The following is a 19225-nucleotide window of genomic DNA, read 5'->3' on the forward strand; positions in this document are numbered from 1 at the left end:
AACGATTAACAGGTAAGAAACGATAGATGTTGGAGGGAATATTATGTCAGCAAAATTCGAAAGAACAGAAGGCAAGAATGAGGGTGTCCTAACGATCACCCTATCTCCTGAGGAGTTGGATACAGCGCTTGACCAAGCGTTCCAAAAAGTTGTAAAACAAGTTCAGGTACCAGGTTTCCGTAAAGGAAGAGTACCTCGTAAAATCTTCGAACAACGCTTCGGTGTGGAATCCCTATACCAGGATGCGATCGATATCGTCCTTCCTCAAGCTTACATGAACGCGGTTGAAGAAACTGGCATCGAGCCTGTTGCACAGCCGGATGTAGATCTTGAGCAGATCGAAAAAGGCAAAGAGCTTATCTTCAAAGCTACTGTAACTGTCAAGCCTGAAGTGGAGCTTGGCGACTATAAAGGTCTTGAAGTGGAAGCAGAAGATACAACGGTAACCGACGAAGACGTGGAAAAAGAAATCGAAGCACTTCGCAACAGACAAGCTGAATTGGTTGTCAAAGAAGAAGGCACTGTAGAAGAAGGCGACACAGTCGTCATCGATTTCGAAGGTTTCACCGATGGGGAAGCATTCGAAGGCGGAAAAGCAGAAAACCATTCCTTGGAAATCGGTTCCGGCAGCTTCATCCCTGGATTCGAAGAACAGCTTGTTGGCAAAGAAGCTGGCAGTGAGTCCGATATCAGCGTGACATTCCCTGAAGAATACCATGCTGCGGAGCTTGCTGGTAAAGAAGCAGTCTTCAAAGTGAAAATCCACGAAATCAAAGCGAAGGAACTTCCGGAGCTTGATGATGAATTCGCAAAAGACGTAGACGAAGAAGTGGAATCCTTGGATGCGCTTCGTGAAAAAACGAAAAACCGCCTTCAAGAAGAAAAAACAAATGCAGCGGAAAACAACAAACGTGAGCAGCTGATCAACCAAGCTACGGATAATGCGAAAGTCGATATCCCTGAAGCGATGGTGGATACAGAGCTTGACCGCATGGTCCGTGAATTCGAGCAGCGCTTGCAAATGCAAGGTATGACGCTCGAAATGTACCAGCAGTTCTCTGGACAGGACGAAGCTGCGCTTCGCGAGCAAATGAAAGAAGATGCTGGCAAACGCGTAAAAACAAACCTTACACTTGAAGCGATCGCTAAAGCGGAAAACGTGGAAGTGACCGATGAGGATGTTGACGCAGAGCTTGAAAAAATGGCTGAAATGTACCAAACAGATAAAGAGCAGTTGACTGCAATGCTTGGCGGCAACACAGATGCTATCAAAGATGATCTGAAGTTCCAAAAAGCAATCGATGTTTTGGTTGATAACAGCAAAACTGCATAAGACATAACAGAAAACAAGGCAGCAGTCACTGTGCCTTGTTTTTCTCAAAAATAAACGTATTTTCCAGAGAGGGATTATCACCCCCTCTGTGGAATTACGTGCATGAACAGCTTTTTCGTTTACATATACTACATACATATGATTTGACTTTTACAAAAAAAACTCCATAATAAAACGTACCTCTTTTTCGAAATGCAGGATTTACCAATTGGGCGGAAGCGGAAATCTTCCATGGCAGGGTTTACCTGCGGGCATTTGGCTAATACTGTTGGAAAAAGTGTTTTGCTTTTTAATACTGCTGTTATCTGATATGATTGGCTAAAGGAAGGCTGGGCGCATCCAGAATGTGTTTGATCTTTCGAGATATCATATATAGATATTACATTCGAGGGGTGAAATGATGTTTAAATTTAATGAAGAAAAAGGGCAGCTTAAATGCTCTTTCTGCGGCAAAAGCCAAGATCAAGTACGTAAATTAGTAGCCGGACCAGGCGTCTATATATGTGATGAGTGCATCGACCTGTGCACAGAAATCGTGGAAGAGGAACTTGGGAACGAGGAAGAAGTTGAGTTCAAAGAAATTCCGAAACCACAGGAAATCCGCGATATTCTGAACGATTACGTCATCGGACAGGATAAAGCGAAGAAAAATCTTGCCGTTGCGGTATACAACCACTACAAACGCATCAATTCGGGCAAGAGTTCAGATGACGTTGAATTGTCTAAGAGTAATATCGCCATGATCGGACCGACTGGTAGCGGTAAGACATTACTCGCACAGACATTGGCGCGTATCCTGAACGTACCATTCGCGATAGCGGATGCGACTTCTTTGACAGAAGCAGGCTACGTAGGGGAAGACGTAGAAAACATCCTGCTTAAATTGATCCAGGCTGCTGACTACGATGTAGAGAAAGCCGAGAAAGGCATCATCTATATCGATGAGATCGATAAAGTGGCACGTAAATCCGAAAACCCGTCCATCACACGTGATGTTTCCGGTGAAGGTGTCCAGCAGGCGCTTCTTAAAATCCTGGAAGGTACTGTAGCCAGCGTTCCGCCACAAGGCGGCCGTAAGCATCCGCATCAGGAATTCATCCAGATCGATACGACGAATGTCCTGTTCATTTGCGGTGGTGCCTTTGATGGCATCGAACAGATCATCAAACGCCGTCTTGGCAATAAAGTCATCGGTTTCGGCGCCAACGAAGGCAGCCAGGCACTCGATAAAGGCGAATACCTTTCCAAAGTATTGCCGGAGGATCTGCTGAAATTCGGTTTGATTCCGGAATTCATCGGCCGTCTGCCAGTTATCGGCAGCCTGGAGCCGCTTGATGAGGACGCTTTGGTTGAGATTTTGACAAAACCTAAAAATGCTTTGGTGAAACAGTATCAGAAGCTCTTCCAAATGGATCAAGTGGAATTGGAAATCGAGGAAGAAGCACTTCGTGAGATCGCTAAATTGGCGATCGAGCGTAAAACCGGTGCACGTGGCCTGCGTTCCATCATGGAAGGCATCATGCTCGATATCATGTATGAATTGCCATCACGTGACGATATCAAAAAATGCATCATAACTAAAGATACAGTACTGCTTGAGAATGGCCGTCCGAAGTTTGTACTGCATGATGGTACCGTAACTGATGAGAATCAGCAGTCTCCGAAAGAGAGTGCATGATTTCTATCTGACAGGCAGATGATCATGTACAGCAAATCCCTTGTTACAGTTGGTGGCAAGGGATTTTTTTCTTGATTTTCACAAAGTATGGGTACAGTATGACGGTTGTGTATATACTTTAAGAAGAACTGATGAAGACAGACATTTGGAGGTGTCACGATGGAAAAAGAGAAGACACTGATAACGCCTCTCCTGCCCTTGAGGGGGCTGCTTATTTTTCCGACGATGGTCTTGCATTTAGATGTAGGCAGGGAAAAATCCGTCCATGCACTGGAACGGGCAATGATGGAAGGGGAAACGATCTTTCTGGCTGCCCAGAAGGAAGTGGATTTGGATGAACCGACAGAAGAGGAAATCCACCGCATAGGTACAGTGGCGAAAGTCAACCAGATGATGAAGCTGCCAAACGGTACGATGCGTGTGTTGGTGGAAGGTTTATACCGGGCTGAAATCATCCGCTTCTTGGAGGATGACAAGCAGTTCATGGTCGAGATCGAGGAAAGACCAGACAAGCATGGCACAAAAAATGAAGAAGAAGCATTGATGCGGGCGCTCTTGGAGCAGTTTGAGCAATACATAAAGGTTTCAAAGAAAATCGGTCAAGAGACGCTGGCAACATTGACTGATATCAAGGAGCCGGGACGCATGGCAGACCTGATCACTTCTCATTTGTCCTTGCGGCTCGATGATAAGCAGGAGATCCTGGAGATGCAGGATGTCAAGGAACGGCTGCGCCATATCATCATGATCATCACGAACGAGCGGGAAGTGCTTGATCTGGAAAAGAAAATCGGCCAGCGTGTCAAACAATCGGTCGAGAAGACGCAGAAGGAATATTATTTGCGTGAGCAGATGAAGGCGATCCAGAAGGAGCTTGGCGACCGTGACGGCAAGTCCGGTGAAATCGAACAGCTCCGGGCAGATATCGAAGCATCCGATATGACGGATCACATGAAGCAAGTTGCAGAAAAAGAATTGCAGCGCTATGAACGAGTTCCGCAAAGCTCGGCAGAAAGCTCTGTCATCCGCAACTACTTGGAGTGGCTGATTGCCCTGCCGTGGAAGAAGCAAACCGAGGATAATCTGGATATCCCCCATGCTGAAGCAACCTTGAATGAGGATCATTATGGCTTGGATAAGGTGAAGGAAAGGATCCTGGAATACTTGGCCGTCCAGAAGCTGACCAATTCGCTGAAAGGTCCGATTCTTTGTTTGGCTGGACCTCCCGGGGTCGGGAAGACATCATTGGCGACAAGCATTGCCAGAGCCATCAACCGTAAATTTGTCCGCATCTCATTGGGCGGTGTCCGGGATGAAGCCGAAATCCGCGGTCATCGGCGCACTTACGTCGGGGCCATGCCTGGACGGATCATGCAGGGCATGAGACGTGCCGGGACGACGAACCCGATCTTCCTGCTGGACGAAATCGATAAGATGTCCAATGATTTCCGCGGCGATCCGTCTTCTGCGATGCTCGAAGTGCTTGATCCGGAACAAAACAGTACGTTCAGCGATCATTTCATTGAAGAGGATTACGACCTTTCCAATGTGATGTTCATTGCGACGGCAAATAACCTGGCATCGATTCCGGGACCTTTGCTTGACCGGATGGAAATCATCAGCATAGCTGGATACACCGAGGTGGAGAAGCTCCACATTGCCAAGGAACATCTATTGCCGAAGCAAATCAAAGAGAATGGATTGAAAAAAAGCAATATCGTCATGAAGGATGAGGCACTCGAGCATATCGTCCGCCGTTATACAAGGGAAGCCGGTGTACGTGGATTGGAGCGGCAGCTGGCGGCAGTTTGCCGTAAGGTCGCACGGATCATCGTATCCGAAGATAAAAAGCGGGTCACTGTATCTGCGAAGAAAGTGGAAGAATTGCTTGGACGCCCGCGCTTCCGTTATGGTTTAATGGAAGAGGAGAATCAAGTTGGCGCAGCGACAGGTCTTGCTTATACGACTGCCGGCGGGGATACTTTATCCATTGAAGTTTCTTTATCCCCGGGTAAAGGAAAACTGACGCTCACTGGGAAACTTGGCGATGTGATGAAAGAATCTGCTCAAGCAGCATTCAGCTATATCCGCTCTAATGCGGAGGAGCTTGGTGTGGATCCGGCGTTTCATGAACAGTACGATATCCATATCCATGTACCAGAAGGGGCAACACCGAAGGACGGACCTTCAGCTGGTATTACGATAGCTACCGCTTTGACTAGTGCATTGACGGGCAGACCGGTACGGAAGGAAGTCGGGATGACCGGTGAAATCACGCTTCGCGGACGTGTGCTGCCGATCGGCGGCTTAAAGGAGAAATCCTTAAGTGCCCATCGAGCTGGAATTTCAACGATACTTTTCCCAGCTGATAATGATCGGGATCTGGAGGATATACCGGACACAATCAAGCAAGACATGACGTTTATCAAAGTCAGCCATCTTGATGAAGTATTAAAATACGCATTGGTGGAAGATAAACATGAAAGTAACTGAAGCAGAAATAGTGATCAGCGCTGTATCGAAAAAGCAATATCCGGAAACACATATGCCGGAGATTGCTTTGGCGGGGCGCTCGAATGTAGGGAAATCATCATTCATCAATAAGATGATCAATCGCAAGAATTTGGTCCGCACATCCCAAAAGCCAGGAAAGACGCAGACATTGAACTTTTATAAAATCAATGACCGCTTTCATTTCGTGGATGTGCCGGGCTATGGCTATGCAAAGGTTTCCAAGAAGGAACGGAATGCATGGGGTAAAATGCTGGAGGAGTATTTCACGGAACGTGAGAATCTGAAGGCGGTTGTCCTGCTCGTTGATATCCGTCATGAACCGACGAAGGATGACGTGACCATGTATGACTTCCTGAAGCATTATGAGCTTCCGGTTGTCGTTGTGGCAACCAAATTGGACAAGATCCCAAAAGGGAAACGGGTCCAGCATATCAAGCGTGCTGCTGATAAGCTGCAGCTTGAACAAGATGATATCATCCTTCCATTTTCTTCGGAAACAGGTGAAGGAAAAGAAGAAGCATGGGGAGTATTAAAACAATTCCTATGAAAAATAACCGTACAAGCGCAAGCTTGTACGGTTATTTTTTTCTGAAAAGCAGATAAGCACCTGCCAAGATAAGCAGAACAGGCCAAAAATCACTGATGATACCGGCTGTTCTGTCGAGCCAGCCGAACCAGGCAGGCTGTTTTGGCGCTGCAATGGCGAAGATACCAAGAGCCAGCAGCAATATAGCCCAAACGAAGCCTTTTTTTGTTTTTAATGCTGAGATGAATAAAGCAGCCCCGGCAAGCATCGGATAAACTCCCCAGCTATCGGTCCAAAAGCTGTAATGCTTCAGTCCATGGAAGTGCAGGCCAAGACCAAGTATGAAGTACCCAGCGAATAAGTTTTTATGATCTTTCGTAAGATAAGCATGCAATAGCAGTGCCGCACCGATGATGATCAATAATGTCGGCCAAGAATAAAAGTCGACAAACAAGGGAACACGTAACTGTCGCAGCAGGAAATAAGCACCGACACCTAGCAAGAGGAAGCCGGCAAATGCGTTTTTCTTCGACATAACATCTCTCCACATAATAATTATTATTAAATAAGATTAAATCGTTGATTATCATGACTATCTGTGTTAACTTGTTATATGTACTTATGAAATCATTCACAAACACACACTCTATCCTAACACAATTGTTTGCGATTCTGTTCACAAATTTGCATAGGACATTGATACCATAGTGTTATACTGGTATGAGCGAAAGGTTTTCAAGGGGGAAAAAGGGAATGTACATGTTAGTTGCAGGAATCAATCATCGCACAGCCCCGATTGAAATAAGAGAAAAACTAAGCTTCAAGGAAGAAGAGCTTGGCTTAGCGATGCAAGCACTCTCCAACCAGAAAAGCATGCTCGAGAATGTCATCATCTCGACATGCAACCGTACGGAGATTTATGCAGTGGTCGATCAAATGCATACTGGCCGCTATTATATAAAGAATTTCTTGTCCGAATGGTTCGGAATCGATAAAGACGAGATTGCATCTTATCTTACATTTCATGAGGATGAAAGAGCCATGGAGCATCTATTCCGTGTAGCAAGCGGATTGGATTCCATGGTTGTAGGGGAAACACAGATTCTTGGACAGCTGAAACGCTCGTTCCAAAAAGCGCAGGAGCTTCATACATCCGGAACGATTTATAATGAGCTGTTCAAGCAAGCTGTGACATTGGCTAAACGTGCGCATACAGAAACGGGAATCGGGGAAAATGCCGTTTCTGTAAGTTACGCAGCGGTGGAATTATCCAAGAAGATATTCGGGGATATTTCTTCCAAACGCATCGTCATCGTAGGCGCTGGTAAAATGGGGGAACTTGCAGCAAGAAATCTGCACGGTTCAGGCGTCAAAGATGTTACGGTGGTCAATCGCACGAAAGAAAAAGCTGAACAGCTGGCCGCTTTGTTCAATGGTACAGCAGCCGGATGGGATGAATTGGATACAGCTTTGCAAAATGCGGATATCGTCATCAGCTCCACAGGGGCTCCAGGATATGTGCTGGATAAGCAAATGCTGCAGCCGGTGCTGAAAGAACGGAAAGGTCAGCCTTTGTTCTTGGTCGATATTGCGGTACCGCGTGATATCAATCCGGATGTGGATGAATTGGACAGCACGTTCCTATATGACATCGATGATCTGCAGGATGTAGTCGATGCGAATTTGGCTGCCCGTCAGGAAGCAGTGGAGAAAATCGAAATCATGATCGAAGGCGGCATCGTCGATTTCAAAGTATGGCTGCAGACATTGGGTGTCGTGCCAGTCATCTCCGAGCTTCGCCGTAAAGCAGCCGCGATTCAAGCTGAAACGATGAAAAGCCTGGAACGCAAGCTGCCAGATCTTAGCGAACGTGATGTACGGGTGCTGAACAAGCATACGAAAAGTATCATCAATCAGCTGCTCAAACAGCCGATCATGCAGGCAAAAGAGCTTGCCGGCCGTGAAAACAGCGAAGAGCTCATCCGTCAATTCGCGGAGATTTTCGGAATCGACAAGACGGTCCTGGATAAACAAAATAATATTGTCAAACTGGAGCGCTCTGAATCCAAAGAGCTTCCGTCTGTACCAAGTGCTTCCACAACCAGATAAAAAGAAGGGCTTATAGATGCAGGTACCAGCTTATCTTTATGAAATCATTTTATTACTATATGCAGCCAGCATTTTTAGCTATTTCATCGATTTTATACAAAAGAATCGGAAGGCGAATGTTTTCGCCTTCCGTTTGCTTACATTGGTTTGGTTCTTCCAGAGCCTTTTTTTATTGCAGGAAATGATTGCGCATGCTGGACTGCCGGTCAAGGATGTCTATGAAGGGTTATACTTCTATGCTTGGGTCCTTGTATCGCTTTCTCTATTCATCAATCGCATCTACAAAGTCGATTTTCTCACCTTCTTCCTGAATGTGGTCGGCTTTTTTATGATGCTGTTATATATCGCAAGCTCAGCTTATGAGCGGGAATGGACGCAGACGATTCCATTCATGGATGAAGTGCTGATAGCACATGTGACACTGGCTATCGTGGCTTATGGATTCTTTACACTTTCCTTCGTCTTTTCTGGTATGTATTTGCTGCAATTCCAGCTGCTGAAGCGGAAAAAAGGGTATAGATGGTGGACGAGGCTTGGCGACTTGGGCAAGCTAGAGACATATACATTCATCTCCATTACGATCGGTACGCCTTTGCTGCTGCTATCCATCGTCATGGGGATCGTGTGGGCTTATACGACTGCGGCTGCCTTCTATTGGATTGATTGGAAGACAATCGGTTCGCTGACGGTATTGGCGGTATATGCAATCTATCTGTTCCTGCGTCTGGGAAGAGGGGTGAGAGGCAAAAGCTTGGCGTTCTACGCAATTGCTGCTTTCCTCATCTTGATCATCAATTTCTTCTTATTCAGCACGTACTCATCATTTCATTTCAATGGGTAAATCCCTAGTTTCTTAGGAGGTAGAGCAATGCGTAAAATTATCGTTGGTTCAAGAAAAAGCAATCTGGCGCTTACACAGACAAAATGGGTTATCGAGCAGCTGAAACGGGCTGGAGCGCCATATGATTTCGAAATCAAGAAAATAGAGACCAAGGGGGACAAAATCCTGGACGTCACCCTTTCAAAAGTTGGCGGAAAAGGGTTGTTCGTCAAGGAAATCGAGCAAGCTATGTATGACGAAGAAATCGATATGGCCGTACATAGTATGAAGGATATGCCATCAGAGCTTCCTGCTGGCTTGACGATTGCAAGTGTGCCGGTCAGGGAGGACTATCGGGATGCTTTGATCTCAAAAAATGGCATCCCGTTGAAGGAACTTCCCGAAGGAGCCGTTGTCGGGACGAGCAGTCTGCGCCGTGCAGCGCAGATACTCGCTGTCCGTCCTGATATCGAGATCAAACCGATTCGCGGAAATATCGACACCCGTCTGAAGAAACTGGAAAATGAAGATTTCGATGCGATCGTATTGGCTGCCGCTGGTTTGAAGCGTATGGGATGGGGCGATGATATCGTCACTGAATTCCTCGAAACAGATCTCTGCCTGCCAGCGATCGGACAAGGCGCTTTGGCAATCGAATGCCGCGATACCGACACGGAATTGGTGGAGCTTTTGACAAAGATCAATGATTCCTATACACAGCAGACAGTCGCTGCTGAACGGACATTCCTATATTTGATGAACGGCAGCTGCCAGGTACCGATTGCTGGCGTTGCCCATATGGAAGATGATGATGTCGTGCTGACGGCATTGATTGCTTCCGCTGACGGCAAACAAGTATTCAAGGAAGAAGTCCGCGGTGCTGATCCGCAGGAAGTCGGTAAACTTGCCGCGGAAAGAATGCAGCAGCAAGGTGCGCAAGAAATTGTCAATGAAGCGATCCGGGAGTCGGAATCCCAATGAGCCGGCTGCCGGCCGTGAAGGTGCTCGTAACGCGCCCGAAACAGCAGGCATTCCGCTTGGCAGAAAAGCTGGTTCAGGCAGGAGCTGAACCGATCATGGTTCCGCTCTTGAATTTTCAATCAAGATTTGATGATAAAAATGAGAAGCTCTGTCAGGAAGGCGAAAGATTCGATTGGCTTTTTTTCTCCAGTAAAAACGGAGTGGAGCATTTCCATGCATTGCTGCGCACCTATTCCAGCTTTGAGAAGTGGGGTCATTGCCGGATTGCAGCAGTCGGACAGAAGACAGCGGAAGCGATAACGAGACTTTTCGGCAGGGAAGTTGATTTGGTGCCGGATGCGTACACAGCGGATGCCCTGGCTGCTGCGTTTTCCGAAGCGCATGACCCTGCCAGCCGGATCCTGCTGATCCAGGGGAATTTATCACGTCCGGCATTGGCAAATGGATTGAAACAAAATGGCTTTGTATTTGAGAAAATGGTTGTCTATGATACGGTAGAGGAGAAAAGCAATCAAGAAATGCTTCTCGATGTCCTGAAACGGGAACAGCCGGAAGTGTTGACGTTTACGAGTCCATCGTCCATCGAGGTCTTCCTTGCTTTCATCGATGACGCTGAAATGGAACGGAACCAGCTTGATAAACTTTGTCTCGTCATCGGACCGACAACCGAGGAAGCTGCCAAGCGGCATGGTTTCCGTAATATCCTGCTGCCTGCTCAGTATACGGCAGAAGCAATGATTGATAGGTTAGTACATTTTTATGAACAAAGGACAGGTGAATGACAATGGCAGAATTCAAACGCCACCGCCGTTTGCGTACTTCAGCAAATATGCGGGCATTAGTAAGAGAAACAGAAGTGACAGTGGATGACTTGATTTATCCGGTTTTCGTTGTCGAGGGAGAAAATGTGCGCAATGAAGTTTCTTCCATGCCGGGTGTATTCCAGCTGTCTTTGGACAATTTGTCAGCTGAAATGAAGGAAGTAAGCGATTTGGGTATCAAATCCGTATTGTTCTTCGGTATTCCTGCTGAGAAGGATGAAGTCGGATCAGGTGCTTTCCATGATCACGGTATCGTACAGCGGGCAATCAGTCAGACAAAAGAGGAATTCCCTGAGCTTCTATTGATCGCAGATACTTGCCTCTGCGAATATACATCCCACGGTCATTGCGGTATCGTGCATGACGGAATAATCGATAATGATGAATCACTGGGCTATTTGGTAGACACTGCAGTGAGCCAGGCGAAAGCGGGAGCGGATATCATCGCCCCTTCCAATATGATGGACGGCTATGTGCAAGCAATCCGCAAAGGACTGGATGAAGCCGGTTTTACCAATATTCCGATTATGGCTTATTCTGTCAAATACGCGTCTGCCTTCTATGGTCCATTCCGCGAAGCGGCGGATGGCGCGCCGCAGTTCGGTGACCGCAAAACGTATCAGATGGATCCTTCCAACAGAAGGGAAGCCCTCCGCGAAGCGACATCCGATATCGAAGAGGATGCCGACTTCCTTATCGTGAAGCCAGCGCTTGCTTACTTGGATATCATCCGTGATGTCCGGAATCAATTCAACGCACCGATCGTTGCTTACAACGTCAGCGGGGAATACAGCATGGTGAAGGCTGCTGCTTTGAACGGCTGGATCGATGAGAAAGCGATCGTCATGGAGAAAATGATCGGCATGAAACGTGCCGGTGCGGATTTAATCATGACTTACTTTGCCAAAGACGTGGCAAGATGGCTGAAGGAAGATAATTGACTAGGGAGGAATTCTGATGAAAAGCTTTGAAAAATCGATAGCAGCATTCGAAGAAGCGAAGCAGCATATGCCCGGCGGGGTTAACTCCCCTGTCCGTGCGTTCCGATCCGTAGGGATGGATCCGATTTTCATGGATAGCGGAAAAGGCTCCAAAATCACGGATATCGATGGCAATACGTACATCGACTATGTGTTGAGCTGGGGACCCCTTATCCTGGGACATGCCGATGATCGGGTCGTGGAAGGTCTGAAAAAGATCACCGAAAAAGGGACGAGCTTCGGAGCGCCGACTGTGATTGAAAACAAGATGGCGGCATTGGTGAAAGAGCGTATCCCATCCATGGATATCGTCCGCATGGTGAACTCCGGAACGGAGGCGACCATGAGTGCGCTTCGTCTGGCGCGAGGCTATACCGGCCGCGATAAAATCCTGAAATTCGTCGGCAGCTATCACGGCCATGGGGACTCCCTTTTGATCAAGGCTGGTTCCGGGGTTGCAACACTTGGATTGCCGGATAGCCCTGGGGTACCGGAAACAATTGCACGTAATACGATCACGGTTCCGTATAATGACCTGGAAAGCGTGAAATATGCATTTGAACAGTTCGGTGATGATATAGCGGCTGTCATTGCAGAGCCGGTGTGCGGTAATATGGGCGTTGTTCCTCCTCAGCCAGGATTCCTTGAAGGACTCCGCGACATTACCAAACAGCATGGCACACTGCTGATTTTTGATGAAGTAATGACAGGATTCCGTGTCGGTTATCATTCTGCGCAAGGCCATTTCGGCGTGGAGCCCGATTTGACTTGCCTTGGCAAGATCATCGGCGGCGGACTTCCTGTCGGTGCTTATGGCGGCCGCAAGGAGATCATGGAACGTGTTGCTCCAGCAGGTGATATTTATCAAGCTGGTACGCTTTCTGGAAATCCGCTTGCGATGACAGCCGGCTATGAGACTCTGACAGCAATGGATAAGGCGGCATATGAACGTATCAATGCCCATGCCGACCGCCTTGCAGAAGGCTACAAAGCAGCTGCGGAGGAATTCGGTATCCCATTGCAAGTGAACCGCGCCGGTTCCATGGTTGGCGTCTTCTTTACGGATACGCCTGTCATTAACTTCGAGACGGCCCAAACATCCAATCTGGATCATTTCTCCATGTATTATCGGGAAATGATCGAAGCAGGCATCTTCCTGCCTCCTTCCCAATTCGAGGGACTATTCCTGTCGGCTGCCCATACGGATGAGGATATTGAAACGACAATCGAAGCAGCAAGACAAGCATTCAAAAAAATTGCAGCATCCTGACTGATGAGTCCAAGCTAACGCTTGGGCTTTTTTTCATGGGGACAAGAGGATTTTCCTTACATATGTGACTTGGCGTCCGCATAGGTTTTAATGATTAGGAACGCTTAAATCTTGGAAGGAGGATTCCACTTGTCTACGAATGAGACAACACCATTTATGTTTGATATACAAGAATCGCTCAGTTTCCGTGCCGACGCACAGCTGCAGGATTTGATCGGAATCGCATTGGAGCCGGATATCAGTATCCAGGAGTTTGAGCAAGAAATTTCTGTCCGAGGTGTGATCGAACTTACCGGGGAATACCATCCTGTTCAGGATGTCGTCGAAGGTACTGCCGTAGCAGTAAGTCCGGGGACGAGGGAGTTGGAGAAAGTCGAGAAGCTGGAGGGAGGGACAAATACATTTTATCATCGATTCCCTGTCGAGATTTCTGTTCCGAAATATCGGATCAAGCAGCTGAAAGATGTGTATGTAGCAATTGACAATTTTGATTATGATATTCCCGGCAGCAATGTGCTTGAATTGCAGGCAACTGTGGCAATCTACGGCGTACAGGAAGAGAGAAGGCAAGTAAGACCGGATTTGCCGGAACAGCCATTTTACCCGGATGCGGCCTTCCAGCAAGCAGAACCAGCACAATCCTATACAGAGGAGATTGCGGACCGGATCGAAGCGGAATCCCAAGAAGATCATCAAAGCAATCAGCAAGGCTATCAATTTTTCAAAGAGGAACAGGAGCAGGCGGAATCATTTGCAGATCCGGGTGATGCTCAACAAACCGGAGCTTATCAGTTCTCTCAAGAGGAATATGCAAAATCCGAAGAGATAGAAGCAGATTCGGAGGAAGCAGCTGAGGAAAATCGTGACAATGAGGCGTTGAAGGAGCAAGCTTATCAGTTTGTGCCTGAATATACAGAGCCGGCAGAAGACGAAGCTGCTGGTGAAGCACGGGAAGAGCAAGCGAACGAAGGAAATCAGATGATGGAAACAGATTATCAGTTGTCCGAGGAATATACTGAAGCAGAAGAAGGACTGGTTTATAAAGAAGGGCAGGACGAACAGGAGGAAGTCCCAGCCTCACCTAGAGTGAATATTCAATCGGAGAAGGCATCTGCTGATGCGGGTTATGAAGCAGAGGAGCTGCAGGACGAGACGCTTGACCCTGAGGCGGAATGGAATCAAGAGGAATTGTTTGTACTTCCTGATGAATTGGAGGATGCCTATCAAGCGGCCGACTTCCGTCAAGCGAACGATGAAGATGTCCAATACCTGGATCGGGAGCTGCCGCATGAAGAGCCGGCTGTCTCCCCTGACTTCACTTTCACCTATCAGGCAAAGCAAGCAGACGAAGCGCCGCGGGAGTCTGAGCAGGTCGATTTTGAGACTCCGCCGCTTTTGACACCTGAAGAGGATGATAGATGGAAATATAAAGAGACGAAGACATTCAGTGAATTCTTCGGCAGTAAGTCGGCGGAACCGACAGAGGTGCCGCAGGCTGATTTGACCACTGATGAAATGGATGAGGAAGACGCATATGAAGAGCAGGCACTCCCAGTGAACCAGGAGCTTCAGCCCGAGGATCTCGAAGTGTCGGAAGTGGCAGAGGAAGCAGAAGAGGCAGCGGAACGGAAGGACAGCGGCAATTTCCTAGTCAATATGTTCGGGACCAGGGAAGAGACATTTACAAAGGTCCGTGTCTGTATCGTCCAGGAGCGGGATACATTGGAAAAGATTGCGACGCGATATGATGTGCCGGTGAGCTCGATTGCCAGCTCCAATAATTTGGAGGAGGAGACAGTATCGGAGGGCCAGCTGCTGGTCATACCGCAGCGGCGGCAGAAGAAGAACTGATCAATATAATGAACGGGGTGTGCTAGATGGAAAATATCGACCGAATACTAGCTGCCTATGGCATCACGCCAGCCTCGGTTCACACCATTACCAGTCGCCTGTCTAAAGTGCAAACGCACCAGGCGGCTTTTGCTTTAAAAAGGTCATCCCTCCATCCGGAGCGGCTCGACCGCTGGCTGATGGTCGTCCAAGGCAAGCATAATTTCTACCGTGAAGGAGTTCCGCCGGTCTATCAGACATTGCAGGAGAACTTCTATGTAGTGGATGAAGGGGAAGTGTATTATTTGATGCCATGGCTTGAACGGCATCGTACAGATGAACCGGATCATCCTTATGAAATGCTGTTCTCCACACTCGGAAAAATCCATGCCTCCTCCAGCAAACGCTATCCAATCGATTATGAGGCTTATGCTTTGGCCATCCGAAAGCAAAAAGAAAAGCTCCAGCAGGACAGGGAGGAGCTTTTGGGCTTGGTGGAGCGGTTTGAATCCCAAACGTATATGGGCGTCGTGCCGCTGCTTGTCTGCACCCATTATAAGGATTTGGAGCATGTGTCCGCCATGCTGGATAAATGGTATGACCATTATGATGCGGATCTGAAGGAAGACCCCGAGATGGAGCACAGTGTGCTGCACGGTAATTTACGCCCTTCCCATGTGCAGGAGGGCAGTACGCTGCACTTACTTAATTGGGAAAAAACCAAGCTTGGCAATCCCAGCTTGGATCTTGCGGCCTATTATAAAGAAGAATGGCGTTTTGCCGACAGCAATGTGACGAGTCCGCCTTATTATCTGCACTCATATGAGGAATATCGGCAAATGAAGAAAAATGAAGAGAGCCTGCTCATGCTGCATCTGCTGCACCCGGGACGGTATTTGAAGCAAATCAGGCAGTATGTAAATGCACCGCAAAAGGCGAATACTCCTGCTGTCGTACAGGAATTGACCCAGACACATAGGCAGCTGACACAGGCCCTCCAAGTGCAATCCTATTTCCAGGATTTACGGAATCAGGAAAACCAAGAAGATGAAGAAGCTTGATCAGAATGATTTAGCCTGGAAGCTGAAGTAAAGAGCGATCAATCCCCCGAGCAATAAAATATCCAATATCGACGGGAACAGCAATGTACGGATGAACTGGAAGATGATCAGCGGGACCATCGCCTTTTCGGTGACATTGATCCAATACCGGAGAAAGCCAGGCATGTTGTTGCGGTTGATTTTACTCATTTTCATCCCTCCTGTAGAAAGTATATGAATGGGAAAAGCTAGGCGTTTACCCTTTTTTGAAAAAAATATGCGACTGCATTGACTTTTTTACGGTAAAGTGGATACAATAAGCTATACATGATATAAATGCTTTGACAGGGAAGAGTATAGTGTAAGGATCCATACTAGAGAGGGAAGCAATTGGTGGAAGTTTCCCGGAAACCTGCAGTAGAATGTCGCCCTGTATGCAGCGACCCTGAACACGGATGTCAGTAGGGGAAGCCGGTGAAGAGCCGTTATCTCCCTCGAGTGTGCGACACAGCTGTCTTGTGTTGGCAAATGAAGGTGGTACCACGGAAACTGACCCTTTTCGTCCTTTTGGATGAGAAGGGTTTTTATATGTCACCAAAAGCATTGAAGGAGGAACCAGGCATGACAACAGACAAATCACAAGAAACCAACTCCCTGCCGTCCAAATACGATCCTGCCAGCATCGAATCGGGCCGCTATCAGTTCTGGCTCGACGGCAAATATTTCGAGGCCACCGGAGATGAAAGCAAACAGCCATACTCCATCGTGATCCCGCCGCCGAACGTAACCGGAAAACTTCACCTCGGTCACGCTTGGGATACGACATTGCAGGATATCATCACCCGCATGAAGAGGATGCAAGGCTACGATGTGCTTTGGCTCCCGGGTATGGACCATGCCGGCATTGCGACACAGGCGAAAGTGGATGCCAAACTTCGTGAACAAGGCATCAGCCGTTATGATTTAGGGCGTGAAGGCTTCCTGGAGAAGAGCTGGGAATGGAAAGAAGAATATGCGAGCTTCATCCGCAAGCAATGGTCCAAGCTGGGACTTGGCCTTGATTATTCGCGTGAGCGTTTCACACTGGATGAGGGCCTTTCCGAGGCGGTGAAAGAAGTATTCGTCACGCTGTATGAAAAAGGCTTGCTGTACCGCGGCGAATATATCATCAACTGGGATCCAGTCGCCAAAACGGCGCTATCCGATATCGAGGTCATCCACAAAGATGTGCAAGGTCATTTCTACCATATGCGCTATCCTTTGGCAGATGGAACTGGACATATCGAGATTGCGACGACACGTCCGGAAACATTCCTTGGCGATACGGCAGTAGCTGTACACCCGGATGACGAGCGCTACCAGCACTTGATCGGCAAAACCGTCATCCTGCCGGAAGTAAACCGCGAGATCCCGATCGTGGCTGATGAGTATGTAGACATGGAATTCGGTTCCGGTGCGGTGAAAATCACCCCTGCCCATGATCCGAATGACTTTGAGGTAGGCAATCGCCATGATCTTGAGCGTATCCTTGTCATGCATGAGGATGGCACAATGAACGAAAATGCCGGTAAATATAATGGCTTGGATCGTTTCGAGGCGCGCAAGCAAATTGTCAAAGATCTGCAGGAGCAAGGTATCCTGTTCAAAATCGAAGAACATATGCACAGCGTCGGACATTCCGAACGAAGCGGTGCTGTAGTGGAACCATATCTATCCACGCAGTGGTTCGTAAACATGGAACCATTAGCCAAGCAAGCATTGGAATTGCAGGCTGGGGAAGACAAAATCAGCTTCGTGCCAGAGCGATTCGAAAGGACCTACACGTATTGGATGGAAAACATCCGTGACTGGTGTATTTCCCGTCAGCTCTGGTGGGGACATCGTATCCCGGCTTGGTACCATAAAGAAACAGGCGAGGTATACGTAGGCAAGGAAGCGCCGGCAGACATCGAGAACTGGGAACAAGATCAGGATGTACTGGATACATGGTTCTCATCCGCCCTATGGCCGTTCTCGACAATGGATTGGCCAAACACGGACGCAGCCGATTTCAAACGCTACTTCCCGACCGATGTACTTGTGACAGGCTATGATATCATCGCCTTCTGGGTAAGCCGGATGATCTTCCAATCCAAGGAATTCACTGGCAAGCGCCCATTCAAGGATGTATTGATCCATGGCCTTGTGCGGGATGGAGAAGGCCGTAAGATGAGTAAATCCCTTGGGAACGGTGTCGATCCGATGGATGTCATCGAGAAATATGGTGCCGACTCCTTGCGTTACTTCCTATCGACTGGCTCATCACCGGGTCAGGATTTGCGCTTCCAATGGGAAAAAGTTGAATCGACATGGAACTTTGCCAATAAGATATGGAATGCTTCCCGCTTCGCCTTGATGAACATGGAAGGCTTGAAATACGAAGACATCGATCTGTCCAAAGAGAAGAGTCTGGCCGATAAATGGATCCTTACCCGCTTGAACGAAACAATCGAAGCAGTGACATACAATGCCGAGAAGTATGAATTCGGTGAAGCCGGCCGTCATCTGTACAACTTCATCTGGGATGATGTGTGTGACTGGTATATCGAAATGGCGAAGCTGCCGCTTTACGGCGAAGATGAAGACGCGAAGCAGATGACACGTTCTGTCCTGGCCCATGTACTGGATCAGACAATGCGCATGCTGCACCCATTCATGCCATTCATCACAGAGGAAATCTGGCAGCAGCTGCCGCATGAAGGGGAGTCCATCACGATTGCTGCCTGGCCGACAGTCAACAAAGACCTGCATGATGAAAAAGCAGCAGAAGAAATGAAACGGCTTGTGAGCATCATCCGCTCTGTCCGCAACATCCGTGCAGAAGTGGATACACCGATGTCCAAGCAAATCCAGCTGCTCATCCAGGCAGAAGACAGCGAGATCGAAGCGGAGCTCAAAGCGCAGCAGCACTATATCGAACGTTTCTGTAACCCGAGTGAGCTGACGATTGCCACAGAAATCCAGGCACCGGATAAAGCAATGTCGGCAGTTCTCACCGGTGCAGAGCTTTATTTGCCGCTTGAAGGCTTGATCGACATCTCCAAAGAAATCGAGCGTCTTGAAAAAGAACTTGATAAATGGACGAAAGAAGTCGAGCGTGTCGAGAAGAAGCTTGCCAACCAAGGATTCATCAGCAAGGCACCACAAAAAATCGTCGACGAAGAACGTGCCAAGCAAGCAGACTATGAAGACAAACGCGCACGCGTACAGCAGCGCATCAACGAACTGAAAGGCTAAACACACAACAAGACGCACTAGAATTTTGCTAGTGCGTCTTTTTTTAT

At 47.9% G+C, this 19225-nt stretch carries 15 protein-coding genes and 1 other annotated feature; of the genes, 13 read left to right on the forward strand and 2 right to left on the reverse strand.

What is annotated here, in order from left to right:
• Nucleotides 1-43 precede the first annotated feature (43 nt).
• From tig to yihA, 4 genes are all read left to right on the forward strand, one after another.
• Nucleotides 44-1333, forward strand: coding sequence for a trigger factor (gene tig, locus MHI54_RS15015; RefSeq protein WP_340081981.1), 1290 nt, complete (start codon nt 44-46; stop codon nt 1331-1333).
• Nucleotides 1334-1733: 400 nt separating this feature from the next.
• The gene (gene clpX / locus MHI54_RS15020; protein WP_095215587.1) at nt 1734-3011 is read left to right on the forward strand and encodes an ATP-dependent protease ATP-binding subunit ClpX; all 1278 of its coding nucleotides are present in this window, start codon (nt 1734-1736) and stop codon (nt 3009-3011) included.
• A gap of 159 nt (nt 3012-3170) precedes the next feature.
• Nucleotides 3171-5504, forward strand: a complete 2334-nt coding sequence (gene lon, locus MHI54_RS15025) for an endopeptidase La (protein WP_340081982.1) — start codon at nt 3171-3173, stop codon at nt 5502-5504.
• Nucleotides 5491-6072, forward strand: a complete 582-nt coding sequence (yihA, locus tag MHI54_RS15030) for a ribosome biogenesis GTP-binding protein YihA/YsxC (protein ID WP_095215585.1) — start codon at nt 5491-5493, stop codon at nt 6070-6072. The genes lon and yihA overlap by 14 nt, the downstream gene beginning before the upstream one ends.
• Before the next feature lie 31 nt (nt 6073-6103).
• Here the strand turns inward: yihA and MHI54_RS15035 are convergent, their stop codons facing one another.
• A complete protein-coding gene (locus tag MHI54_RS15035) occupies nt 6104-6586 on the reverse strand; it encodes a DUF5668 domain-containing protein (RefSeq protein WP_095215584.1) in 483 nt (160 codons plus the stop codon).
• Nucleotides 6587-6804: 218 nt separating this feature from the next.
• On the opposite strand from MHI54_RS15035, the gene hemA reads away from it, so the two are divergent.
• From hemA to MHI54_RS15075, 8 genes are all read left to right on the forward strand, one after another.
• Nucleotides 6805-8160 (forward strand): glutamyl-tRNA reductase, encoded by a 1356-nt coding sequence (gene hemA, locus MHI54_RS15040; protein WP_340081983.1) that lies wholly within the window; start codon nt 6805-6807, stop codon nt 8158-8160.
• A 16-nt stretch (nt 8161-8176) separates the two neighbouring features.
• Entirely contained in the window at nt 8177-9001 is an 825-nt protein-coding gene (ccsA, locus tag MHI54_RS15045; protein ID WP_095215582.1) for a cytochrome c biogenesis protein CcsA, read from the forward strand.
• A 27-nt stretch (nt 9002-9028) separates the two neighbouring features.
• Entirely contained in the window at nt 9029-9961 is a 933-nt protein-coding gene (gene hemC, locus MHI54_RS15050) for a hydroxymethylbilane synthase (RefSeq protein WP_340081984.1), read from the forward strand.
• On the forward strand, nt 9958-10743 hold the full coding sequence (locus MHI54_RS15055) for a uroporphyrinogen-III synthase (RefSeq protein WP_095215580.1): 786 nt from the start codon (nt 9958-9960) through the stop codon (nt 10741-10743). Before hemC ends, MHI54_RS15055 begins: the two co-directional genes overlap by 4 nt.
• A complete protein-coding gene (gene hemB, locus MHI54_RS15060; RefSeq protein WP_095215579.1) occupies nt 10740-11723 on the forward strand; it encodes a porphobilinogen synthase in 984 nt (327 codons plus the stop codon). The genes MHI54_RS15055 and hemB overlap by 4 nt, the downstream gene beginning before the upstream one ends.
• A gap of 16 nt (nt 11724-11739) precedes the next feature.
• The gene (hemL, locus tag MHI54_RS15065) at nt 11740-13032 is read left to right on the forward strand and encodes a glutamate-1-semialdehyde 2,1-aminomutase (protein ID WP_095215578.1); all 1293 of its coding nucleotides are present in this window, start codon (nt 11740-11742) and stop codon (nt 13030-13032) included.
• A gap of 129 nt (nt 13033-13161) precedes the next feature.
• Nucleotides 13162-14883 (forward strand): LysM peptidoglycan-binding domain-containing protein, encoded by a 1722-nt coding sequence (locus MHI54_RS15070; protein WP_340081985.1) that lies wholly within the window; start codon nt 13162-13164, stop codon nt 14881-14883.
• A gap of 26 nt (nt 14884-14909) precedes the next feature.
• The gene (locus MHI54_RS15075; protein ID WP_095215576.1) at nt 14910-15923 is read left to right on the forward strand and encodes a hypothetical protein; all 1014 of its coding nucleotides are present in this window, start codon (nt 14910-14912) and stop codon (nt 15921-15923) included.
• Here MHI54_RS15075 and MHI54_RS15080 read toward each other — a convergent pair whose 3' ends face one another.
• Nucleotides 15924-16112: a hypothetical protein gene (locus MHI54_RS15080; protein ID WP_095215575.1), complete on the reverse strand. Its 189-nt coding sequence runs from the start codon at nt 16110-16112 to the stop codon at nt 15924-15926.
• Between the two features lie 122 nt (nt 16113-16234).
• Nucleotides 16235-16472: a binding site (T-box leader), on the forward strand.
• A 51-nt stretch (nt 16473-16523) separates the two neighbouring features.
• Here MHI54_RS15080 and MHI54_RS15085 point away from each other — a divergent pair.
• A complete protein-coding gene (locus tag MHI54_RS15085; RefSeq protein WP_095215605.1) occupies nt 16524-19178 on the forward strand; it encodes a valine--tRNA ligase in 2655 nt (884 codons plus the stop codon).
• Nucleotides 19179-19225: the final 47 nt, after the last annotated feature.

The sequence above is a fragment of the Terribacillus sp. FSL K6-0262 genome (assembly GCF_037977385.1).
In the GTDB taxonomy this organism is placed as follows: Bacteria; Bacillota; Bacilli; order Bacillales; family Amphibacillaceae; genus Terribacillus.